At 66.0% G+C, this 23774-nt stretch carries 19 protein-coding genes; 11 read left to right on the top strand and 8 right to left on the bottom strand.

Features of this window, described 5'->3' with window-relative positions:
* Window positions 1–151: 151 nt before the first annotated feature.
* Window positions 152–652 carry a hypothetical protein gene (locus tag AB0B97_RS09175; protein ID WP_357491904.1) on the bottom strand — a complete coding sequence of 167 codons (501 nt, stop codon included), beginning with the start codon at window positions 650–652 and terminating at the stop codon, window positions 152–154.
* Between the two features lie 134 nt (window positions 653–786).
* Here AB0B97_RS09175 and AB0B97_RS09180 point away from each other — a divergent pair, with 134 nt between their 5' ends.
* Together AB0B97_RS09180 and AB0B97_RS09185 are read left to right on the top strand one after the other, a co-directional pair.
* Window positions 787–1329 carry a hypothetical protein gene (locus AB0B97_RS09180; RefSeq protein WP_357491906.1) on the top strand — a complete coding sequence of 181 codons (543 nt, stop codon included), beginning with the start codon at window positions 787–789 and terminating at the stop codon, window positions 1327–1329.
* Between the two features lie 304 nt (window positions 1330–1633).
* Window positions 1634–2656, top strand: coding sequence for a DUF4238 domain-containing protein (locus AB0B97_RS09185; RefSeq protein ID WP_357492103.1), 1023 nt, complete (start codon window positions 1634–1636; stop codon window positions 2654–2656).
* 201 nt (window positions 2657–2857) lie between these two features.
* On the opposite strand, the gene AB0B97_RS09190 is transcribed toward AB0B97_RS09185, so the two are convergent.
* The 4 genes from AB0B97_RS09190 to AB0B97_RS09205 form a co-directional block, all read right to left on the bottom strand.
* Window positions 2858–3268 (bottom strand): hypothetical protein, encoded by a 411-nt coding sequence (locus tag AB0B97_RS09190; protein ID WP_357491908.1) that lies wholly within the window; start codon window positions 3266–3268, stop codon window positions 2858–2860.
* 252 nt (window positions 3269–3520) lie between these two features.
* The gene (locus AB0B97_RS09195) at window positions 3521–4009 is read right to left on the bottom strand and encodes a hypothetical protein (protein ID WP_357491910.1); all 489 of its coding nucleotides are present in this window, start codon (window positions 4007–4009) and stop codon (window positions 3521–3523) included.
* A gap of 197 nt (window positions 4010–4206) precedes the next feature.
* Window positions 4207–5154 (bottom strand): site-specific integrase, encoded by a 948-nt coding sequence (locus AB0B97_RS09200; RefSeq protein WP_357491912.1) that lies wholly within the window; start codon window positions 5152–5154, stop codon window positions 4207–4209.
* Between the two features lie 161 nt (window positions 5155–5315).
* Window positions 5316–5663, bottom strand: coding sequence for a hypothetical protein (locus AB0B97_RS09205; protein WP_357491914.1), 348 nt, complete (start codon window positions 5661–5663; stop codon window positions 5316–5318).
* Window positions 5664–6224: 561 nt separating this feature from the next.
* Here AB0B97_RS09205 and AB0B97_RS09210 point away from each other — a divergent pair.
* The 4 genes from AB0B97_RS09210 to AB0B97_RS09225 are packed head-to-tail and all read left to right on the top strand — an operon-like array spanning window position 6225 to window position 13031.
* A complete protein-coding gene (locus tag AB0B97_RS09210; RefSeq protein WP_357491916.1) occupies window positions 6225–7682 on the top strand; it encodes a DUF3375 family protein in 1458 nt (485 codons plus the stop codon).
* Window positions 7679–8383: a DUF4194 domain-containing protein gene (locus tag AB0B97_RS09215; protein WP_357491918.1), complete on the top strand. Its 705-nt coding sequence runs from the start codon at window positions 7679–7681 to the stop codon at window positions 8381–8383. Before AB0B97_RS09210 ends, AB0B97_RS09215 begins: the two co-directional genes overlap by 4 nt.
* Window positions 8380–11826, top strand: a complete 3447-nt coding sequence (locus AB0B97_RS09220; RefSeq protein ID WP_357491920.1) for an SbcC/MukB-like Walker B domain-containing protein — start codon at window positions 8380–8382, stop codon at window positions 11824–11826. The genes AB0B97_RS09215 and AB0B97_RS09220 overlap by 4 nt, the downstream gene beginning before the upstream one ends.
* Window positions 11826–13031 carry a Wadjet anti-phage system protein JetD domain-containing protein gene (locus tag AB0B97_RS09225; protein ID WP_357492105.1) on the top strand — a complete coding sequence of 402 codons (1206 nt, stop codon included), beginning with the start codon at window positions 11826–11828 and terminating at the stop codon, window positions 13029–13031. Before AB0B97_RS09220 ends, AB0B97_RS09225 begins: the two co-directional genes overlap by 1 nt.
* A gap of 56 nt (window positions 13032–13087) precedes the next feature.
* Here AB0B97_RS09225 and AB0B97_RS09230 read toward each other — a convergent pair whose 3' ends face one another.
* Window positions 13088–13279, bottom strand: coding sequence for a tetratricopeptide repeat protein (locus AB0B97_RS09230; RefSeq protein ID WP_203174894.1), 192 nt, complete (start codon window positions 13277–13279; stop codon window positions 13088–13090).
* A 272-nt stretch (window positions 13280–13551) separates the two neighbouring features.
* On the opposite strand from AB0B97_RS09230, the gene AB0B97_RS09235 reads away from it, so the two are divergent.
* The 5 genes from AB0B97_RS09235 to AB0B97_RS09255 all read left to right on the top strand — a co-directional run bounded on the left by AB0B97_RS09235 (window position 13552) and on the right by AB0B97_RS09255 (window position 21193).
* Window positions 13552–14082, top strand: a complete 531-nt coding sequence (locus AB0B97_RS09235) for a hypothetical protein (RefSeq protein WP_357491922.1) — start codon at window positions 13552–13554, stop codon at window positions 14080–14082.
* A 301-nt stretch (window positions 14083–14383) separates the two neighbouring features.
* Window positions 14384–15367: a hypothetical protein gene (locus tag AB0B97_RS09240; protein ID WP_203174892.1), complete on the top strand. Its 984-nt coding sequence runs from the start codon at window positions 14384–14386 to the stop codon at window positions 15365–15367.
* Window positions 15368–15975: 608 nt separating this feature from the next.
* Window positions 15976–18555, top strand: a complete 2580-nt coding sequence (locus AB0B97_RS09245) for a PHP domain-containing protein (protein ID WP_357491924.1) — start codon at window positions 15976–15978, stop codon at window positions 18553–18555.
* Window positions 18556–18682: 127 nt separating this feature from the next.
* Entirely contained in the window at window positions 18683–19798 is a 1116-nt protein-coding gene (locus tag AB0B97_RS09250; protein ID WP_357491926.1) for a DUF4062 domain-containing protein, read from the top strand.
* Window positions 19799–20695: 897 nt separating this feature from the next.
* Window positions 20696–21193, top strand: a complete 498-nt coding sequence (locus AB0B97_RS09255; protein WP_357491928.1) for a hypothetical protein — start codon at window positions 20696–20698, stop codon at window positions 21191–21193.
* 38 nt (window positions 21194–21231) lie between these two features.
* Here AB0B97_RS09255 and AB0B97_RS09260 read toward each other — a convergent pair whose 3' ends face one another.
* Entirely contained in the window at window positions 21232–22782 is a 1551-nt protein-coding gene (locus AB0B97_RS09260; RefSeq protein ID WP_357491930.1) for a hypothetical protein, read from the bottom strand.
* A complete protein-coding gene (locus AB0B97_RS09265; RefSeq protein WP_357491932.1) occupies window positions 22739–23344 on the bottom strand; it encodes a hypothetical protein in 606 nt (201 codons plus the stop codon). Before AB0B97_RS09265 ends, AB0B97_RS09260 begins: the two co-directional genes overlap by 44 nt.
* Window positions 23345–23774 lie beyond the last annotated feature (430 nt).

A 23774-nucleotide genomic window follows, 5' to 3' on the forward strand; every position in this document is an offset into this window, starting at 1 on the left:
GTGCCGTGTCCGCGTTCTGGCAGGCGTGCGCAGTTGCTTTCCAGGCGCTTCTTCGTTGCATTGTGCCGGCAGCCGCACCGTTTGTAGATGGTTCCCGACCCAGTCATGGATGCTCCCTATTCCGTGCGTAAGGGAAGTTTGTGAGGACTGGTCACATTCTCTGCTGGGTCGCCGGGGGGTCGACGGACTGCGAGTCCGTTGCGTCGGTTGGTCTCGATTCAGCGCTGGAGAGTCCGCCAGGCTTCTCGTCGGCGTGGTGGGTCAGGGCTGTCGACGTTGTGGTGAGGCTGTCGCGTCGGGCGAGGCGATGGTGCCCTGCGGGTGACGCCGGGGTCGCGCGGTTGTCGGCCGCGCTGCCGATGTCCGGCGCTGGGGTGGTGGCGCGGGTGAGCATGCCGGTGGCGGCGAGGGCGCAGCATGCGGCGAGGGCGGCGAGTCGCGGTGTCCAGCCGGTGGTGGTGTGCAGGAGGGGTGCCGCGGCTTTGGCGATGGTGACGGGGGCGGTGGGTCGGCCGGCGATGGTGGCGTAGGCGGTGGTGCCGTACCGGTCGCTGAGCAGGGCGGGGGTGGCGAGGCTGGTGATGCCGAAGCCGAGTCCGAACCCGACGACGGTGATGGCCGCGCCGGCGCGGGTGCCGGCGAGCAGCGGCATGGCGAGCGCGCGGCGGCCTGGATGGCGAAGACCAAGGCGACGATGGTGGTGACGCGCAGGTATCGGCGGGCGGCGGTGAGCACGAGTCGGCCGGTGATGGACAGGACGCCGAGCAGTCCGGTCAGGGTGGCGGGGTGGCCGCGGCTGGTGAGGTAGCCGATGAGATGCACCGTCATGGTGCTGGTGGCCGCGCCGTGGCCGATCAGGGTGGCGGCGAGGATCCAGAAGCGGGTGTCGCGCATCGCGGTCTGGGCGACGGCGCGTCGTTGGGCGTGCCCGGACCGCTCGGTGCCGGCCAGTGCCGTGGTCGTCACCGTTCGGGGCCGGCGGATGGTGAGGGCGTGCAGCGGCACGGTGACCGCGCCGTGAATGGCGGCGAGGACGAGCAGCGCGCCGCGCCAGCCGAGGTGGGCGGCCAGCCGGCATTCAAGACCGCGTACGCGCTGCGGTCTCAGTTCCTGCGCGCGGGCAAGCGGGCAATTTCGTTCGCCGGTGACGTGTTCTCCACCGTCGTGGCTGCGGACCGCCCCACCGGCGAGAAGCCACGTCTGAGCGCTGCCCAACTCCGCGCCGTCCTGCGAACTTTGATCCTGCAGGAGTTGACCGACCGCGGCAACGCGGATCCCCGAGGCCTGGACGAGATTAAGTTCGTCACCGGCTCGGCGCCGACGTCCTGAGCTGACAGCCTCGCGTGCCTGGTGGTCGGTTGGAGACTGCCCGCGGACTGTGCCAGGCGGATACCACTTGGAAGCCGCCACTGCGTGCGCCAAGGCGCCTGGCGGCGGACGGGTTCGACAGTGTCGGAGGCTAGGCGGATCATCGGGATGGCGGCCAACGGGCCGCGGTGGGAAGGGCGCAATGGTCGGCGACAACAGGTGGGATGACGAGCCGTGGCGGTGCTGGGTCGACGAGATGATCGACTCGGATCCGAGCATCCTCGACGAGATCCAACAGTGGTGGGATACGACCTCGCCGGTGCCGATGGTCGGCAGCCGGCACCACACCGTCCCGCGCCGCTATCTCGAACGCTTCTCCGCCTCCGGCCAAATCCGTGTCCGCGATCGGGTCACGGGACGGGCGAGCCTGCGCAACATCAAGGACGTTGGCGCGATCCGCGACTTCTACACCTTCATCAACCTCGACGGTGAGCGCGACGGTCGGCTTGAACGGATCCTTGGCGTGATCGAGGACGGGGCGACCGCGGTCATCGACCGCATTCTCGACCCCTTCCGGGCACCGCGACCGCTCACGCCGGAGGAGTCACTGCATCTGAGCATCTTCATCGGCTTTCAGCTGCTGCGCACGCCCCGACACCGTCGTGAGGTCGAGTTGATGGGCGACTACCTCATTCGCTCGTCGCGGCCGGATATCCGCGGGATCACCGAGGTGCGGGTGGTTCCGGACCCGAACCTGCACCTCGAATACCTGGCCAAGAACGCTCCCAAGGTCGCCGAGGTGTTCTTCGGCCGCCCGGCGACGCTCGTGACGATCGACCAACCGCTGTTCATCACCTGCGATGAGCCGGTGATCCTGCGTACCCGCGGCGACGTCAGCCACGTCCAGCACCTGCCGAGCTGCGCTAAGGCACAGCGGCGTCGGAAGAAGGACGCGCGCAAGCCCAGCAGAAGCCGCGCTCGCAACGCCGACATCGTCCACGTGTACCCCAGCCGGCCGGGTGTGGCCCAGGCCCACGAGGTAGCCCTGCCGCTCACACCACGAGCGTTGCTCGTCATCGGCCCGCCCGGCGTCGCCGACGTCGCACCACACCGCTCGTTAGGCGGTGAAGCGGCTGTCGCCCTCGCGAACGACGTGAACTCCCGGCTCCTCACCCACGCCTACCAATGGGTCGCTGCTCACCCCGCCCACCCCACGTTCACCGACATGGAACTTTCCGAACCCGGGCCCATCGTCCACTCCTGCGACGGCGGCACGACCTTCGCCCGGGAGCTGCAACAGCCACCCGCACCTCGACAACCCGAGCTGTTGGGCCGCCGCGGTCGTTAAGGGTAGCCACGACTTCCAAGCTACGGATCACCGTCGAAGACGAAGACCACGTGGGCTGACCGGCCTGAATCCGGCGCACCATGGACCACGGCAGGGCATTGACCGCATGTACATATCTAGCGCTCGAACCCCGCGGCCGGCACTAATTAGCACAGCCTCGACCTGAAAACGGCCCGCCCACCGCAGGCGCCACGCGCTGGGTCACGACACGCGGCGGACCTCTTCCGGCCCGAACCGGGCAACGAAGAGCCGGCCGAGGTCCTGCCAGTCCTGGACAGAAGCCCGTTCATCAGCGTGAAGCTCAAGACACTTGTCAACGGTCCAGGCCTCGTAGGTGACATACGGCTCCCACCACCGCCCGCTACGCCACGCCGCACGGGTGCCCTGGCGCCCTTCGGACTTGTTCAGGCCGATCCAGAACAGATTCCCCGGATCGATCCGGGAGCCAGCGATACTCGGGAAGCGTGTCGCCGGTGCCCACCCGCGCCAGGCGTGGTTGAACGCGAGCTCCAGATTCAGTTTGGCGCTGGACAGCGCTTCCACGCCCTGCGCGAGCACACCCAGCGCCATCCCCTCGACCACGTGCTTGACCTGCTGGTCCTTCGTCGGCATGCGCCGATGCTACGACGAGCCGTCAAAGCCACCCTTCCCGAAGGTCCGCAGCTCACCACGCCCTGCTCGTCGAGCACGATGATGATCGATAACGACGCGCCGTTCAATCGGTCGTTAGCGGGACGAGCGGCGACGGTGTGAACTCCCGAATGACCCTGCCGCCGACGCACGTCTGGCTGGCCACACCGATCCGACCGCTCACTGCGCAGACGAACAGAGCGCCACCGTGAAGAAGGTGCCACGAGGCAACCTCTACGTGCCAGCCGCGACGTCGACCGCGAGGGCGACGAGGGCCGTGAACGCCTGCAGGACGCTGAAGGCCAACGCCCACAACGCGATCCGGGCTTCGACCGTCATGCGCCTGCCAGGCGTCTCGACCGCCGCCGGCGACGTGACCTGGTGAACAACGGGCGCCGGGGACGTCGGCAGGGACGCGAAGGACGGCGGCACGATGTGCAGCCGGTAGAACCACGGATCCAGCCAGCTCGCCGCACCCATGTGACGAATCCACGCCACCGTCTTCTGCCGCTTGTGTTGCCGGCAGCCAACGAGGACCTTGCCGTCCCTCGCGCACGGCTTCCTGGTGCTCTTGGTCAGGACAAGGCACTTGGCGTTGATCCTGAAGCCGAAGTAGTAGCAGACGTACAGCAAGCCGACTGACGAGAAGAACAGGAAGCAGACGACGTTCTCCCAGAACGTGGGCTGCGCGGCGGGCCCCGGATTCGCTGCCACGAGAAGCACGACAGTGCAATCTACAGCAGGCGACCAACCAGCCTCGGATTGTGACCGCGCTGACCGGCGGTCGGAGACATCTGCCAGCCGACGTTCAGCGCGATCGCCGTACGTTATGCCGCGACGACCGTCGACGGATCCCGGGCGGCAGGCGACGGCCGTGCCCGCCTGTCGCCATGCCGCCCGGAATTGCACCGATACACGAGTCAGCGGGACTTCTGCGGCCGTCCGGGCCGCCGCCTGCCTGCCGAGGACAAAAGCTTGGTGCCTCCTGTGGCCGAGGACGGCTTCCACCGAGGTCGACGGGCAGGTGCCGCCACCGAACGCGCCTCGGCGGGGTGTTCCTGCGGTGGCTTCGGGTGGTGGCTGAGCTGACGCCGGATCTCCTCGCCAGGTTTGGCAGCGTCAAGGACCAGACGCGCGGTGGCTTCCGCGGCCTCGCGCTGAGACTCGGGCAGGATGCTGGTGTAGATGTCGGCGGTCAGTTGGATGGTGGCGTGCCCGAGCTGGTCCTGCACCGCTTTGAGGTCGGCCCCGGCTTCCCGCGCCAGGGTCGCCGCGCCGTGGCGCAGGTCGTGCAACCGGATCGGCGGCAGCCCAGCCCGGTCAACCAGCAGCCGCAGCCGCTGGGTGAAGTAGCCCGGGTGGATCGGCATCCCGTCGGGGCCGGTGAACACGTAACCGCTGTCATGCCACCTTTTCCCGGCCGTGGCCCGCAGGTCACGCTGTTGGATTTGCCGCTCGCGGTGCTGACGCAACACCCGCACCGTGTGCTGGTCCAAGGCCACGCTGCGGCGGCTGGTCGCGGACTTAGGCGGCCCCTCGTGAACGTCGTAGCCGGCGGTGGTGCGCTGCCGCACCACCGACAACTGACCCGAGTGCAGGTCGACCTCGCTCCACCGCAGGCCGGCGGCCTCACCGCGGCGCAGACCCCGCAAGGCGATCAGCCACCACAGGGCGAACAAGCCGTCGTCGCGGACGTAATCCAAGAAGGCGGCCAGCTGTGTGGGTGTCCACACCGCGACGGTGGGCCGCTCACCGGTGGCCCTCCACTCGGCGACGCGAGCCTCGGTCCACACATGGGCCTGGGGACGGGGACGCGCAGGTAGCTCCAGGTGCCGAGCCGGATTGCTGACGAGCAGGCCCTCGCGCACGGCGCCGGTCAGCGCCGCCCGCAGCGTCGTGTGGATGTGCTGCAAGGTGCACGGGGTCTGCAGTTGCCCGGACCGATTGCGGGTGGCCGCGATTTGCCCGAACGCTGCGGCGACCTGCCGTGAACTCAGGTCACCGAGGATCAGCTGGCCGATGTGCGGGATCAGGAACCGCTCGACGTCGTGGGTGTAGTGCGTTCGCGTTGTCGGCCGGATCCGGGTCCTGTCGACAGCCAGTACCGCAACCAGCGGGTGACCGTCCAGGACCGGCCGGCCTGCTCCTCCCGGGACAATGCCAGCAACTCGTCGCGCGCCGTGCGCGCCGCCGCCTCCGACGCATAGCCACCCCGGCGGATCCGCTCGGTCTGCCCGAGTAGGTTGCGGATTGAGCAGTGGAAGTACCAGCTGCCGTGAGCGCGCTGCGTCAGCTGCGGACAGGACGCGCCGCGCCGCCGGCCCGTCTCCGGGTCGACACACCGGCACCGCTTCACGACGACGCCCTGGCTGTTCATGATCTCTCCCTTGCTCTGGTCAGGGCTCATCGTCGCGAAACCGCAGGGAGCGACTGAGGGCTTCAACCCGAAATATTCGGCATCCGTCGAGTAAGAATGGAATGAGGTGAAACGTGGCTAACGCCGATGACGGTCGGGGGCCACGCCATTTGGTTGATGTCGAGAGAGCCAAGTTGAGGCAGCCGGCGCGATGGCGTAAGCCGATCATCGATCACCGCGAACCAATCTTAGAACGGTTGTACGACTTGGCTCGACGCCGGAAGGTTTTCGACGGATCGTTCTGGCAAAGTCCGGGTCGCGGCCGTAGCGCGTGGCCGCTCGTTGCCGATACTCGATGAGAGCCAATCGCGGCCGATGCACAACTGATGGCCTGCCTGAACAGCACGCCGGACTCCCAGCGTCAGTGCTCTAAGCCCGCTGTTGTCTGCGGTGGCGACCCGGCCGGGGTGGGCCGCGGATGCCCGCTGCTGGCGTTTGATCGACCGCGTCGGACGCTATTTCTGTCAGTAGGGTGCGGCACACTCGGCAGTGCGGGCATGCATTGCGACGTGATTGGCGGCTATGAAGATCACAGGCGAACGGATCAGGGCGGCACTGGACTTGAACCCGACCCTGACGTTGCTCAAGGCGTACTCCAGAGATTGGGTGCTGCCCCTGTTCGCCGAGCATCTCGAACAGGTTGACGGGTCGGTTTCCGCTGAGTGGTTCCACGAACGAGTATCCGAGGCGCGCGAGAAGATCCCCGAGTGGCAGGGCACTGTCACGCCGGCCGATCACTGCCGAGACTGGATCGAGAAGCGCTGGCTGGAGACGGAGACGCTCAACGGACGTCTGAGGTACCGCCTGTCGCCCTACTCCCTGCGAGCGCTGCGGTTTGTCCGCGAGCTCGTTGAAGGTGAGACGACCGTCAGCGGCGCCCGCCTTGGCTCCATCTCAAACGCGGTACGGCTCCTAGCCGACATGACCAACCCGGACCGGGGCGTTCAAGTGCGGCGCATTGACCAGCAGATCGCCGAGCTGCGTAAGAGACGCGAGGACATCGCCTCCGGTCGGGTGCGGCTGGCGACGGTGGAGGAGATGAAGCAGCAACTGCTCGAGATTCTTGCCATGACGCGGTCTCTGCCAGCCGACTTTCGGCAGTTGCGCACCATGGTGGAAGACCGTCACCAAGAGGTGGCGCGACGGGCAATGGTCCAGGGACCGCGCAAGGCGGACCTCGTGGAGGACTACCTTCGCGAGAACGATCTGTTGTCGAAGACGAGTCAGGGCACGGCATACCTCGGGTTTTCCCGGCTGCTGTCGTCCCGGCAAACCGAGCAGCTCCGCGCCGACATCGACCAGATCCTCGCGCAGGGATTCGCGCGCGAACATGTAACTGCCGCGCAGCGTGAAGAACTCGACGGCATGCTCTCGACTCTGCTCGCTGCGGAACTCGACGTGCAGAACAGCTACGTGCGCTGGTCTGCGTCGCTGCGCCGCTTCCTCACGCGTGTCGCTCACGGTCGCCACCAGCGGCTGCTCAGCCTCGCTGATCGCGCCTTGCACGCCGGCGCCGCTTGGGTGCACGCCGAACGGGGGCAGCGGTATGTACCGCAGGACGTGCTCGGCGTGGGTCCACACGCCGTCATCGACATCTCACAGACCCAGCTTTGGCGCGACCACGGCCCGCAGGAGGTCGTCGTCGAGGTCACCGAACAGCGTAGGACTCTTCCCACGGAGGACCGGGCTGCCCTTCGATTGGCGGCAGGAACCAGCCCGCGTGCCGTGGGACGAACCATCAACACGTTGCTCGTCGGCCGGCCAGTGGTGACCGGCGCCGAGGTCTTCGACGCCACCGCGGAAGAGTTCCAGCGCTTGGGCACCCTGGTGAGCCTGCTGGATCTTGCAGTCATGCACGGACAGGTCGATACGAACCTCGTCGAGACGGTACGGCTGTCCGGAGACCGGGCCACCACCCTGATGGCCGTGCTGCCTCACCTCGTCTTCGATGCCCCCGTGCCCACGAAGGAGATGCCGTGAGCGATCGCGTCAACGTCCTCGATGACGACTCAACATCCAGCGACGACCTGGACAACTACGGCTTCGACGGCGACGATCCGGCCAGCCCAGACGGGTCACGCCTGCCAGCCCCAGCGCGACGGGCCCTGGCGACCCTGCTAACCAACAGATTCATCACCCGCTCGCGCAACCGGGCCGCGTGGGAGGCGCTGCTGGCGTACGAGAACGAGCTCCGTGAGCGTCTCGCCGACATGTACCTGCTCCTCATCGTCGACAAGGACTATGAGGTGGCATTCAAGCGGCAGGACCCGGCCGAGGACGCTCCGAAGATGCTGCGCCGCGACAAACCGCTGCACCGTGACGCGTCTCTGCTGCTCATACATCTGCGCAAGGAACACGCATACACCGACGCAACCGACGACCCGGTCGTGATCACCACGGCTCAGGTAGCCGAATTCCTGCGCCCGTTCCGCGAAGACGGCGACGGTGACGAGGCCAAGTTCGAGCGCCGCGTGGATGCCGCCATCCGCGCGGTGGCTGAGTTGAAGCTGCTGACGTCAGACCCGGACGCGGACTACCTGTTCACCGTCTCGCCGGCGATCGTGCCGTTGATCGGCGCGGACGAGATGATGCGCATGGAACGGTATTTCCTCCAAGCGGCAAGGGCAGCGGGTGGGACTCACGAGTCCGAGAACAACGAGACAGGCGAGGACCTCGCATGACGACGCTCCACGCAGCGGCGGAACCGATTGAGGAAGACGTCGCCTCAGTGGTTGTCACCGACGGGCAAGACGCGGGGCAGTTTCGCATCAGCAAGGTGCAGATTCTCAACTGGGGCGCATATTCCGGGCTGCAGACCATGACCGTGGCACGCTCGGGCACCGCGATCGTCGGCCCGTCCGGGCGCGGCAAATCCACCCTGCTGGACGCCGTAGCCTCGGTGATCCTGCCGAATCCCCAGGAGTTCAACCAGGCCGCTCGCGACGACCGCGGCAAGAAGCGGGAACGGACCGTCTATTCCTACGCGCGCGGTCACACCGACCAGAGGCGGGACGACAACCGGCGCTCCGCGACGACCAACTATCTGCGACCGCCCGGCGGGCCAGGATTCCCCTGCGGTGCGGCGATCACCTGGGAGACCCGCGACGGGCGACGGGTTACATCGTTTCGCCTGGCGTGGGTCGGCTCGGACGCCGACGGACCAGAAGCGATCAACGGCGCCACCGTCTACGGCTTCATCAACGACCACTTCGACCTGACACAGCTCCGCGGCATCACCGCCATCCGCCAGGGCGCCTCCCCGCTGTCGAAAACCTCCCTGGAACGTCTCATCGACCAGAGCCGAGGCGACGTCGTGGACTCCTCGCAAGCGCGTGTGCACGCGAAAATGCGCACAGTCATGGGGATGGGAGCCACCGACGACTCGCAACGCCTGGCCATGCAGCTACTGCGACGAGCCCAAGCATCCAAGGGCATCTTCTCCATCAACGCCCTGTTCAAAGAGTTCGTCCTCACCGAGCCGCTCGCGCTGACCCGCTGGGACGTCGCCCTACAGGCTTACCGAGAGGCATCTCGACTGTACGAGGAGTTCGAAACAGCACGGCGCCGCACCGACGCACTGTCCCCGCTTCCGGTGATCGCCGAGAAGTACCTCGCCGCCGGCGCTGACTACGTAGCGAAGGCCAGGCTGCTCAGGGGTGACGGCGATGCCCCCACACGGCTTCACGTCTGGCATGCGGAGAAGATCACCGGATGGGCCGAGAACACCATCGACGACAACCGCCTCGCCAAGGCGGAGATAGACGAGAAGCACGCCGGCGCCGTCAAGGCTGCCGACGCCGCCGACCAGCGCGAGAAGGACACGATCGCTCAGCTCGTCGCGGCCGGCGGTGACCGGTCGGAACTGGTCAAACTGCAGCTCGAACATATTAGGGAAACCCTGGAGCGGGTGGAGGCAGAGCGGCTTCGGTTCGGCAACCGCCTGTCCGTGTTCAAGATGTCCCTGCCCTCCTCCGCGGGCGATGTGACTCTCACGCACGCTAGCCTCGACGACCTCGCCGCGCAGGAGGAGAAGGCGGGGCAACGCGCCGTCGAGAAAGCCAGCAAGGCTGCTGGCCGGCTATGGCAGCTCCGCCAGGACGCCGCAACCCAAGAGCGGGAGATCACCGGGCTGAAGGCACGACGCAGCCTCATCCCTGAAGAAGCCGACACGCGCCGCAACCGGATCGCCTCCGACCTCGGCATCGACACCAACCGGCTTCGCTACGCCGGCGAGCTGCTACAGCTCAAACCCGAACACCGTCGGTGGGAGAAGGCAGTCGTCGGCCTCGTGCTGCCGTTGTCGAGCACCCTCCTCGTCGACAGCGTTGATTTCGCGCGCGTACGCCGGTATGTGCACGACCACGACATGCGCGGGTCGGTCACCCTCGCCCCTGCCCTTTCCGGGACACCAAGCCCCGCCCCGATGGACGGCAGCGTTCCCGCGCTGCTCGACATCGCCGAGCACCCGTTCCATGGCTGGCTTGCGACTGAACTGAACGAGACCGTGAACTACCACTGCGTGGAGACCGACGCGGAGCTGGACAACCGTCACCCCGGATGGGCGCGCGGATCGATCACCCCGGCCGGTATGCGTACCGGCTCCCGGCAGCGGTTCACCAAGGACGACCGCCGCCTGCGCTACCCCTGGCTCGGTTGGGACACCCGCCGGCTGCTGCAGGAACTGAGCGACGAGCTCGAGTCGACCCGGCGAGAACTACGGGCCGCCGCCGTGGCGGCGGACGAGGCCGACACACAGCGCAATACGACTCGCGCGCGATTGGAAGAACTGCAGGCGATCCGCGCCGAGCTGACCTGGGACCGGATCGACTCGTCAGGCGCCCAACAGCGGATACAAGAACTCGAAGCCCAGCTCGCGCAGGCCAACTCACCCGAGGTCACGCACCTGACGAAGCTATTGCAGAAGCAGCGCGAGGCGGCGGTCACCGCCAGCCGCGAGGTGCAAAGGCTTCACGAGGAGCAAGAGGCGCTGAACATGCAATGGGGCGACCTGGTCTCGGCCGTGGACGACGCCAAGGACCTCGTCGATGCCGAGCGACCACTGAGCGCTGATGAGCGTGCCGCGCTCGCCGCCACTCCCTTCGCCGCGCCGACCGATGCCACAGGAGTCACCGCGAGCCTGGCTGCAGCGATGGACGATCTCCGCAAGCAGATCGACCGACACAAGGACGACCGGGAAAAACTCGAAACCGCCGTGGTGGGCCATATCGCCGCCTACCGGAATCTGGATGATCGCACCGAGCGCGAAGTTGATGGCACCATCGAGGCTCTGCCGTCAGTGTTGGCGATCTACGAGCAACTTGTCACCGACGACCTGCCGCGGGCCAAGCACGCGTGGCTGGCAAAGGTCGACGACGACATGAACCGGCAGCTACGCGGCCTGCTCGTGCAGATCGACGACGACGCGCGGACCATCAAGCGCGGGCTGAACCCCATCAACGACGTGCTGCGCCACGTGCGGTTCCGCGCGAACGCCACGTTGAGCATAGAGCCGATCGAGCGACCAAGCAGCGACCTGAAGGACTTCCGCCAGATCATCACCCGCTACACCAGCAACACGGTCGGAATGGACGCACAACGCGAGGCCGACCAGGTAGAGAAGTCCTTCACCCGCCTACGCAAACACCTGGCCAAACTCGATGACCCATCAAGAGCCGGAGAAGCCTGGCGGCGGCGAGTCTTCGACGCCCGCGAGCACGTCGAGTTCCAAGCCATTGAAACCCGCCCCGACGGAGTCAAGGTCGTCCACGACGGCGTCTCCGGCATGAGCGGCGGCGAAGGACAGGAGCTGATCGCGTTCATCCTCGGCGCCGCCCTTCGGTTCCGCCTCGGCGAAGGCCACGACGGCCCACCCACCTACGCCTCGGTCATCCTCGACGAAGGGTTCGTCAAAGCCGACAGCGACTACACCGGCCGAGCCCTATCCGCGCTGCAAGCCCTCGGCTTCCAACTGATCGTCGGCGCGCCCCGCGAGAAGGCGACCGCCTTCGAGGACTACGTGGAATCCGTCGCCTACATCAACATCGACGTTGATGACCCCACACGAGTGCGCATCTACCCCATGACCATGCAGGAGGCACTGCGCATCGAGCAGGAGCAGACGTGATGCGAAACCCGGATCTGATACTCGACCAAGTCCGCGTCCGGTACCGCGAGAACTGGCGCGACTGGCTGCTGCACGACGACGACGCAAATTTCTCGTTCCCCCTCGCCGCACCGTCAGCGGATGCGATCGCCCGTGATTACGACGCAGTCGGCCAATGGCTACGCGCATGGCGGACCTGGTCGGAGGCACAGCCCGTCGCCCGGCTACGCACCGTCACCCGCCACACCGTCGTAGGCACCCAGGAAGTATTCACCCACCTGGACCTCCCCACGATCGACGACCTTGTGGCCCTCGATCATGGCCTCGTCGACCACTGGTTGCGGGCGAAGACCCGGTGGAAGCGTCTCAACGCCCTGCCCGGCGGCGTGGCCACCGAGCGGCTACGTCTCCACCTGCAGCAAATCGTCGACCTGGACGACGCCGACTTCGAGATTCTGCTCAGGTCCGCCGTATGGTTCACCGACCACCCAAGGTCCGGACTGACCATCCGGCAGGTCCCCGTCCTGGGTATGCACAGCAAGTGGCTGGCCCGCAACCGCCGGCTCGTCCTGGCCTGCCTCAACATCACCCCTCCACCAGACGGCGCTGATCAACCGCACGAGGAACTGGAGCAACACGACCTGGATCCGCTCGGCCTCAAGGCCCTGCCCGTGCATGTCGATGTAATCCTGGCCGACCCCGCCGACCGCGCGCTGGTGGGCGGCTTACGGCACCTCCGCGCCCCACTGCCGGAGGTCAACGCGCTACCCCTCCGCCCTGAGAAAGTCATGATCGTCGAGAACAAGGAGTCCGCCTACCTCGTCCCCGATCAACCACGGACCGTGGTCATCCACTCGCTCGGCAACCATCTCAGCGTCCTCAACGAGATCGACTGGCTGCAAGGTGCCCGTCATCTCTACTGGGGAGACCTCGACCGAGCTGGGATGACCCTATTGTCACGGGCGCGTGCCCAGCTGCCACACCTGATGTCCATCCTCATGGACCCGGCCACGCTCGGAGAACACCAAGCCCTCGCCATCGAAGACGAGACTAGAGCCGACCCGCCGGAATCCAACCTCACCGACATCGAAACCGCAGCCCTGACGGGACTCACTACGGAGCACGGCACCTACCTGCGCCTCGAGCAGGAACGGCTTCCATCGCCCTTCGTTCTCCACCAGCTAACTCGCACCCTCGAAGTACACGGCTTTGACCGAGGACGGTAATGGCCGGACCTCGGCTTCGAGCCCGTGCCGCCTGGTCGTGCCCGCATCGGGGAGTACTAGCCGTTGCGAGCGGTCTCCAGGTTCCGGCGGACGATCCCGCTTGTGGGATGCTCTGGGCCCAACACCCGCTCGCAGTTGGCGAGAGCCGCCTCGCACAGCGGGATCGCCCGACCCAGATCACCCACTGACTCGCAGGCAGCGGCCAAGTTGTTCTGCCCTTCCGGGCAGTGACTTATGGGCCTGCTCATGCCAGGGTGGCAGTGTCGAACTCTCCGTGGAGTGCATATGGCAGGCCACCTGAGCCTGCGGCCGGCCGCGGGCGATCACGACAACGGGCTTCTCCAGGCCGCCGTCGCTTCCACCCGAGGCAATGGATTTTGATCGGGCTCGTCTGACGCACCTTGGGTGTGGCGCGCTCGGAGCGGCAGTCGGAGGGGTGGCCGCGGCCGGTTGGACGGTCGGCGGTTCTACCGGGCCCAACGGTTGGCCCTTTAAGTTGATCTTTGCTTATCCCTTGGTCGTGGGAGTCCTAGTCGTCGCCTTCGCACACCAGCGGGGTGTCCTTCGAGGACTCGTCGATGCCCTGGGCCGCATCCTTTGGTCCCTGGGTGCGGCGGCCGTATGGATAACGACCCTGGCGATCCTCTTCGCGCCGTTTGCGCTCATCCTCATCCACCCGGTTGCCGAGCGCTTTCAGGAACGCTGGCCAAACCTCTCCCAAGAACTGGTCTCGGGCTTGTTCGTCGCCCTTGGAGTCACTGCCATCGGGGCTCTGGTCAAGACCGAGGTGGGAGCGATCGTCATCGGGTTCGCCTTCGATGGGCTCGCCAAGACCGCATTCCTCATGCCGCCGCTGCTGCTGTTGATGGTCTTCCTGTTGTGGCCTCTCGGCCTGGTGTTCCCGCTGGTCGCGTGGCTCTCGGGCGGAGATGGGCTGAACGGCTGGGTTGGAGCGGTCTGCGGACTGGCCGCCGGCGTTGTGGGCGGTGCCGCCCACGGGTATTACTCGGCGCGCTTGGCGGCAGACGAAGTGGACATACGCACGTTTTAGCGGACTTTTAGTGGCGGTGAGGGGCGAATTGGCAGGCGTGTGGCCGATGGCATCAGCTTGGGTACGCTGCGGGCCCGGCTCGCGGCCGCGGGCCTGGTTGGCCCGATCGCCAGCGCTACGCATTTCACCGCGTCGATCGGCTCGTGCCGCTGTTGAGCCACATCCGGCAAGACGCGCATGCGAGGAGCCGGTCACAGCACGAGACCAGCCGAGTATCCCCCGCGCACTGCAGCCCAACCGCTGTTATTCGCAGCCAATCTGCGTTGACACAACCCTCATGCGGTGGGTATGTAGATACGTCGTGCGGGTCCTACTCGACACCAACATCTGGTCATCTCTCGGAGATGAGGGCACCTCCCGCCCGTTCCGGGACTTCATGCAGTCGCGCGGACTGGAGGTTCTCGTCACCCCGAGCACACTCGTCGAGGTGATGGACCTTCCGGTGCCCGCGCCCAGGCAGCGCATCATCGAAGCGCTCATTACAGGTTCCCGGCGGCGCCTGCCGACCGAAGCCATGTCTGAGTCGGCCGAGGTTGTGGCCGAAATTCGGAGAGCGCGGCCAGCATGGCTGCGTGCGATGCCGGACACCGCCACCGTCGCCTCGCTCAACACGTTTTGGACCAGAACCATCTGGCGGCAGGCGCGAGAAACGTCAGAGCGACTTCATCTCTGGCAGCAGGCTCAGCCGCCCATCGCCCCACACATCGTGCGGCAGCAGCGTCGCCAGCGCCACGATGTGCTAGAAACGCGGTTTAGTTTTCGTCCATTGACAGCTATCAAGGCCCGCCTTGCGCCCGAAACGCCGGATCACTACCGCGCTGGATGGATCGAGGGCGACGAGGTGGACGCGTGGCGGGCCGAGCTCAGGGACCTGTACTGGCATCAGCTCGTGGTGGTCCCCGGCCGCGCCGTCGTGACCCGGCAAGACACGACCTTCGCGGACTGGGTCGGTGCCTACGTCGACCTGCGCCGCCTCGGCAGTAGCCGCGCGGACTTCACCCGGTTCTGGCTCTACGACGCGTCTGCTGAGGCTGTACCAAGAAACTGGATCCGATGGGCTGTTCGCCACATCCAGACCACGCAGAAGATCTCAGGCGGTAACCCGGCCGATGAACAACACAGCTCCTACCTGGTCGATGCGGACATCTTCCTGTCGGCCGACTCGCGCTACGTCAGCACTCTGAAGATCGTGCGCGACGACGCTCCATTCGCGATGGCCGAGCCGCGCCTCGTGTCCGGTGATCGCTGCGTTCCGATTTTGGACCGCCTTGCCGCTGTGCTGTGACGAGCGGTCAACCGCGGGAACACGAGGCGGCCTTTGGGCCTCCTGACAGGCGTGAACGGCCCTGATCGTGGCGACGCGGCGGCACTGGAACGTGTACGTAGCGGCACCGCCGCTCTCGCATGCCACCAGCTGGGCAGTGGCACTCGTGCGCCTGATCGACAGGCGCATCGTCAACGAAGATGGCGACCGTCTACAGCGACCTACTCACGGAACACCTCCTCAAGAACGTCGAGGCAGCCGAGCGCATCCGTGGCGGCCGGGCGACGTGCCCCGACAGCGCGCTGCGCTAACGGAACGTCCGGGTAGGTGGCCTTGTCCTTGGACGAAGCCAACTACTCCGCTAAGTCGGAACTCCTCGGCGGGTCGGACGGCTGACCGTGGCGGACGGTCTGGTGCGGCTTCGTCCGGTGGCACTCTCTTCGTACGTATGGGCGAGTGTCGCTCCTCTTCATGGGCTCACTGAGCGTTACAGTGTCGAGCCGGGTGCTCAGATCATCGGCGAACGATCACACGGAGCGAGTGCTTTGACGTCAGCAATGGCTTCAACAGGGAGTAGTCGGGCGGCATCGCCGGCGGGCACGCAGCGCGGACCCGCACGGTTCTGGGCCGTGGACCTTCACGTGCACACCCCTGCCTCGCGCGATGTCGATTCGCACACCTACGGCGCGAGCGAGCCCCGTCAGATCGTCGACGCGGCGATCGATGCCGGGTTGCACGCGATCGCCGTCACCGACCACAACACCGCCGGTTGGTGCGACAGGATGGCTGAGGCCGCCCGCGACACGACGCTCGTGGTGCTGCCCGGCCTGGAGCTCAGCACGGCCGAAGGGCATCTCCTCGCCATCTGGGAAGAGGGCACCCCGGCCCAGCACATCGAGGACGTGCTTGTTGAACTCGGGGTGCCCCGCACCGACCACGGCGACCTGCACAAAGCCCTGGACAAGGGCTTCACCGACACCGCGAAGGTCATCACCGCCCGGGGCGGCTTGGCAATCCCGGCGCACGCCGAGCGGGAAAAGGGCCTGCTCCGCCTCGCCGTAGCCGACCGCATCAACCAGACGCTGCTCGACGACGCCATCGGCGCGGTCGAGATCGTCGACCTCACCGAGGTCGAGCGGATCAAGACGCGGCTCGACGGCCGGCGAGAGCTCGCGGTCGTCCGCAGTTCCGACACCACCGCACCCGGTGCCAGCACCCACGTTCTGCGTGGCATCGGCCACCGCCGGACCTGGATCAAGGCCTCGCGGCCGGACTTGTGTGGCCTGCGGCATGCGCTGGCGGATCCGGCTCTGCGTGTCCGCCTCGAAGAACCCATGGCGTCGGAGCACACGGTGATCGAGTCTGTGACCGTGACCGGTGGGTTCCTCGACGGTCAGCAATTCGAGTTCTCGTGCGATCTCAACTGCCTGCTTGGCGGCACCGGAGCGGGCAAATCGCTGCTCATCGAGCTGGTCCGGTTCACTCTCGACCAGCAGACCGATGCCGACGACTTTCCCCAGGTCCGCAAGGAGGTCGAGTCCCGACTGAAGTACGCGCTCACCTCGGGCTCAACCGTTGAGGTCGTGCTCACCCGCGGCCACGCGCGGTGCCTCGTACGCCGTGCGTACTTCGAGGACGGCTCTACCCAGCCAGAGTTCATTGGCGACGCCGAGCATCTGACGGGCCTGTCCGGCCGGATCGCGATCACCGGCTTCTCGCAGGGCGAGGTGATCGAGTACGCCCGGACTCCAGTCGGCCGGATGGCGCTCATCGACGCCGCCCTCGACCTCAGCGAGTTCGAGATCCGCGAAACGGACGCGGTCAGCCAGCTCAACGACAACGGTCAACTCATCGGATCGCTCGAAACGAGGATCGCGCAGGCACGCGCCAGGCTGGAGACCCTTCCGGAGGTCGAGAAGCGCCTGGAAGAGCTATCCGGCTTGTTCGACGGCGAGACCATCAAGATGCAGGCGAAGTGGAGTGCGGAGAAGGCCCTCTTCGAGCCCGTGGTCGGCATCCCCGAACTGAAGGTCACCGCCCGAACAGACAGCGGAGAGAAGTTCCAGGTCGCGCCCGCCATCGCCGACAACCAGGACCTCTACCAGCGAGCGCAGACGGCATATACACAGGTGCGCGAGGCGATCGAGACGGCGAACGCGCAGCTGGCGCAGGTCCTGCTGGTGGTGAACAAGGAACTCGTCGACATCCGACAGGAGTGGCACGACCGGTACCGGCAGTTCGACCACGAACTCGCCGAAGCGGTCAACCGCATCGATGTCGATAACAAGGGTCTCGCAGCCCTGCGCACCCGCCTGGTGGAACTCCAAACGGAGAAGGCGAAACTCGACGCGCAGCAGACCCAGCTCGACGACGAACTCGTGCCGAACCTGGCCACGGCCACGTCCTACCGGGAAGAGTTGATCGCCGAGCTTATCGAGGCGCGCAAGGCGCGGCGCCGGCGGCGTGAGGACCGGATCAAGGCGCTCAACAAGCTCATGGGTGGCATCGTCCGGATCAAGATGCTGTCCGAGAATGACGACTCGGCCTACCTGACCGAGCTGACGGCCATCGCCAAAGGATCGCGGCTGCGGGCTCCGTTCCTCCAGTTGATCTGCGAAGAGTCGACCCCGGTCAAGCTGGTCCGCTCGTTCCTCGCTGATGACGTCGACGGCGTGTGTGACGCCACCGGTGCCGAGCGCAAGCACGTCGAGACCCTGTTCGAGCACGTGCGGGAGAAGGGCGCCATCGAGGATTTCCTGCGGATGCAGACCCTCGACCTGCACGACGGCCTCTCCGTCGAGTTCCGCAAACACGCCAACGACGGGTATGTGGCGATCGAGCGGCTCGCGCACGGCCAGAAGTGCACCGCCATCCTCATCATCGCCCTCGCCGACGGCAATGACCCCCTGATCATCGACCAGCCCGAGGACGCCCTTCACGCACCGTGGATCGAGGAATACCTCGTGGCGAAGCTTCGCGACCTGCGAGGCAGCCGGCAGTACATCTTCGCTACCCGCAGCCCTGGCCTCGTCGTCTCCGCCGACGCCGAAATGATCATCACCCTCACCTCCGACGCGAACAACGGTGTCGTCGAGGCAACCGGATCCCTCGAGCGTCACGACCTCAACACCCTGGCGCTGTATCACCTGGAAGGTGGCCCGGTCCCCTTCAAGCGCCGGACGGTCAAGCTGAGTTCGTCGATGTTGTAGGTCAGGCTGGCTGGCAGGCCAAAACGTACAGCCGCAATCGCATCGACCATCGACCATCGACCATCGAGCTGTCGTGTGCAGCGGTGCCGTCCCCCGAGGGACGGCGGGCGCAGGGGAGAATGGGTACATGAGGGTCTTCATCAGCAGTGTTCGTCGGGAGCTCGAAGAGGAGCGCGACGCACTTCCGGGCTTGATCTCGGCGCTCGGGCACACGCCGGTGCGCTTCGAGGACTTCACCGCCCAGACGTCACCCAGCCGTGAGGCGTGTCTGAAGGGTGTCGCCTCGGCCGAGGTGTACGTGCTGATCCTGGGGCCCCGCTATGGCGACCCGTTGCCCGACACCGGGCAGTCACCGACCCATGACGAGTGGATTGCAGCGAAGGCCGCCGGGATGCCTCGGTTGGTGTACCGGAAGCTAGGCGTGACGTTGGAGCCCGCCCAGGAGGAGTTCGTTCGCTTCATCGGTGACTACGGCACGGGCGTGTTCTACGAGTCGTTCGCCACGACTGCCGAACTGCAGACGAAGGTCGCGACGAAGCTGAGAGAGCTGGAGAGCGCTGGGGATCCGCTGGCCTTCATGCCGCTGCCGCACCCGATGACGGTGAGGTGGCGCTCAGACTTCGAGGCTCGGCGTGGCAACACGTCGAGCCTTCCGCCGGCCGTCGAGGTTCATGTTCTTCCGGCCACCGGGACGAACCGGCCAGCTCGGGTGATGGCCGAGCTGGAACAGCTCCTGCCGACGCGACTGCGCGCCAGCGGTCAGGTCGACGCGGCCGACCCACTAACCTCCACTCGCCAGGGCGGCGCCGTGGTCGTCACCGTTCCCGATAGGAACAGCCGATGGAACGAGGTCCGCGCGCCGCAGCTGCTCGGCATACGCACGGCCGCCGACGGGCAGACCTCGGCGTGGGCGTCACTCCCGGGCGACGGGATGGGTGCCATTCTCGACCCGGACGCCCTGCCTGATCAGATCGCCGGACTGCTGCGTCTCGTCGGCGGTCTAGGGGTTCTCGACGGCGACCAGGTGGCCATCGGTGTCGGCGTCAGTACCGAGGGGCTGATGTCGGTCGGCCGGGTCAGCGGGCAGCCCCGTCAGCAGGCCACCAGCCTGATGCTGCCGAACGACCCGATCCAGGTGCCACCTGACGAGCTCGTGACCCTAGCGGCGCTCGGTCCGGGGGCTGCCGAGGTGGGCCGCACCCTGAGTCGGACTCTTATCGACGCTGTCTCGGCCCGCCGGTAGCCGAGCAGATATTCGTCCCACCGTGAACTTGTCCGGTTGTCGGTCACGCCCGGGCGGGCGGCAGCGGGGGGCCTTCACGGCCACGGCGAAGAGGGCGATCGTCGGATGGCTGCTCTACGTTCTCGCCGTCTCGACGCTCCAGTAGATCAGCTGACCGTCCATCACATCGTCGCTCTGATCGACAACGGGGTGCATGACGACTTTGACCTGGACTTCAAGAGGGACACCTTCGGCAACAGCGAGAGCGCGACGGGACCTGCCCGCCGACGTCGCCGCCTCGGCTGACATGCACCTGCACCGCTTCCCGATGCTGCCCTCGCCGTTCCCGGCCCAAGGGGTGGGTGCCGGATTTGGTCATCGACGACAGCGGGCGGAACTCAATGGTCTCCTCAAACCCGCCGGCGCCGTGGGTAGTGACAACACCCAATACATCCGTTCTTCGTCTGCTCAAGCGACGCGGAACGATACCCTGTGTGTCGGCGCTGTTGCGTAGATGGGAGGCGACCCATAGTCTGGCCTCGAAGCCGTAGGGCCGGTGGCACGACGAGCGAGGCGCAATGGGAGCACGAATAGGCACAGTGGCAAGCCTGCTTGCGACTGCATCAACGACGCTATTCACCGCCGGATTTCTTCTCGGCGGCGGTCCTCAATATTGGAAATTCGCTCTCTTTTCTGTCTCGCTTGTTTCCTTAGCGTTAGCCGTTACAAACATTCTTCGTCCTGGCGCTTTGCGCATCCGCTTCCTGCGGCCGCGGATCACTGATCCAGGCCCCAGGATTGCAGCATCCCGTGTCACCTCGTACATCCTTGAAGCGCAACTCCGACTGCTAGCCGATCTTCCGATGGCCTCGCCTGGCTCCCGCAACGCCAAGACTCACGGATCGGTGTGATCTTTCGATGGCGGGTAGTAGCGGTTCGCGACGGCTCGCGCAGCAGCGGGAGTATCTGCGAATTGACGCGAGCAAGCTGAGCCGGATCGTCGATCGAGCAGAGTTTAACCGAGTTACCAAGGCGCTGGAAAGGAGATTGCAGGATTTTGAAATGGATGGCTTCTCGGAACCTGCTGCCGTGGCTTTGGCCGAGTGTCAGACGCTCTATTTCCGCCAATTGGGCGAAGAGTCGATCTCTCTTGCTAAAGGAGACCGTCTTGACTCAGTTTCCGCAGACCATGTGCGACGTGCGACAAGCAGGCTCCGCCACGCAGCCGCTCCTCCCTGGAAAGCGGTCCTCAATATTATCGGCGGCGCTCTCTTGGGAACCGCGATCCAAGAGATTGTAGGAATTGTCAACAGTGATGGGCCGCTAGAAAAGGGCAGAGTGCTTGTTACGATGGCGTTGGTTGCGGCTGGTGTGGCGGCAGTAATTATCGCAGTGGTCGCGCCTCGTCGGACCTAGCTTCCGATCCTCTGACCTGGATGACGCTGTTTGATCGATCAGGACGATTGGTGGCGCGCTGCTCCGTCTTGAGTCATCAGGCGCTGAAGCGCCCACCAGGGGTGCCGGTTGCGGGGCAGTGTTGACAGGGCGATGGCGTCCCAGGCCGCAATACCGGGGGTGTCATCAGCGAGGTGATGGTCGGCTTGGCCGATACTGCCGGTCCACGACTCTGTGTATCTGACGACCGGGATGAGTGCGAGCCCGTCGCGGGCGACGCCCCACTGTGCGCGTGTCTCGTCGGCCAGGGTGAGGGTTGGCTTCGCACCGGCGGCGAGGAGTTCGTTCAAGATGAACAGGTAGGTCTCGGGTAGGTTCGCCGCCGCCGCCAGGTCGAGCAGGACCGTCGCAGCATACGAGGTGCTGGGCGTGGCGATTTCGATGTGCTCGAGTTCCGGCCCGAGGAAGTGCGTCGCCTCCTCAGTCGGGCTGGCACCGACGGGGGCGAGGCCGAGGCCGGTGTCGTAGGCGTCGGCGACCCAGCCAGTTGCGGCACGCAGGTAGGTCTCGACAGTCGCCGGATCCTCGACGCGTAGGGAAAGCACGGCCGGGATCATGCTCGCCGCCCAGTTGTCGGATACGGCATGCGCCGCTCCGGGCTGGTGGGTCAGCAGCGTCCTCACTGTTTGTCGTGCCCGGGCGGCTGTCGCGGCGTCAACGTCCGGTGAGATGCCCAGGAGCCCCCAGATCTCGGCCAGGCGCAGGCAGATCACCGGATAGGTGAGGTGAATGAAGCCCGGTGCTATTTCCTTCAGGAGGTCCATAGGGTTGCTGGCGGCGTCTGCGTAGCGGTCGAGGAGGCGGGTGGCGTAGGCGGCGTGCAGCAGTTTGGCCGAGCCGGCCAGTTCTGCGGATTGAGGTGCCGTTGGCTGGCAGACGGCTGCACGTAGAGCTGCGAGAGCGACGGTTGCTGCGAGGTCGGTGCGCCGATTGTCCCGCAGCCGGTTGGCCACAACTGCGGACTCGATCGCCACCTGTTGTAGCGGCCTGGTTGTCCACCGTCGAGTATACCGCTCGACGGCCTGATAGTTGATCTTTTGTTGGTCGATCTGCCCGAGGAGCTCCAGCAGGTCGCCGGGGCTGCCCGCAGCCAACCCACACTCGGGCGTGGCGGCGAGCATCGGACGTAGGGTGTCGCGGTCCCAGAGCTCGAACCCGGGCTCGCCGAGCCCCTGCACGCGGGTGTTGTAGTCCTGTGCTTGCAGTGCCGCTCCGCCGACCAACCGCCCCGTGGTCACAAGGACCGCGGCCCGGGGCAGGTTACGGTCGAAGTGAGGATGCGCGAGACCGTCCGAGCGAATCTCATCGACCTGGTACCGGATGGTCCGCCACTCGGCAAGGTTGATGTCACCAGCCTTGCTCTGCAGTGCGTACTGCCGCAGTTCGCCGTCCTCGCGGCGTTTGGCGATGAAGTCTTTGCCAAACTCGAACGCCCCGTGTAGCTGATGGACGTCGGTGAAGCCGTTGGCTTGCAGCAGCGCGAGCAGGGGAGCGTCGAACTCGCGTTCAGTGACCGTCGCGAGGTACTGATCGATGACGCCGTCGAGCATCAAACTCCTCCCGCTTCCGTTGTAAAATGTCGTCTAGACGGGCTTCCTGCGCAGCTGTCGGAGGTCCTTGCTGGACGAGTCTGGCGTAGGTCTCCGGGTTCATGACGATCATCCCGCCGTGCTCCCCGCCATCACCAAACACTAGGTCGACTCGTTCGAGTGCGTCGATGATCAGGTCCCATGACATGGGGCCGCTGACTGTGTTACCGACCGCCTCCGCTACCTCGTTGACATGCGAGTAAAAGCCTCTCATGATGGTCGCGAGCTGCCTCTGCGCTAGAAAAGCCATCTCGGACAGCAGCAGTTGTCGTTCTCCCGCGATGGCCTCGCGGACGTCGAATGAGATCCAGGACGACGCGTCAATCGGTTCTACCTGTACGGTCCGGCCTTCACCGACATCCACTGACACGGACGAGACATCGTCCAACGGCACCCGCCGAATGCGCCTGTACACCGGGTCCATTGCCCGCATCAGCGCATCGGTCCCAGTCATGAGGAACTCGTATCCGGCGACGTCATATTCAGTCAACGTCACCTCGCGCTTCCGCCCCGACTCCGCCACAGCCACACTCTAAGACCGACCTCTGACATGGCCCCCGTCAGCAGCGCGACACGACCGCCCACGGACGTCCTGGTCATCCGGGCCGTCTAACTGAGCCGTGGATGGCGATCGAGCGCGGCACAACGGTGCTCGGGAGCCCAGTTTGTAAGGCTAACCATTCCCAGGGCCAGGGGCCGGATGCGCTGGCAGCCTGACCTACCCGGCACTTCCGGGCCTTCTAAGGTCGAGAGCGAAGCAGCTAGCGGCATCCCTCAGAGCGGCTTGCGAGCCCTGTCGAGGCGCCGCGTGCGTCTAACCCGACCCCTCGGAAAGCGTGGCGGGGTCGGTGACGGCTCCGTTCGCGGCGATCGTGGCTGCTCGGTGGCTGGTGTTGGCCTGACCCAGGCACGTCTTCGTGCGTCAGATGACCGCACGGTGGGTTCACGCTTCC

This window comes from Micromonospora sp. NPDC049004 (genome assembly GCF_040649315.1).
Lineage (GTDB): Bacteria > Actinomycetota > Actinomycetes > Mycobacteriales > Micromonosporaceae > Micromonospora.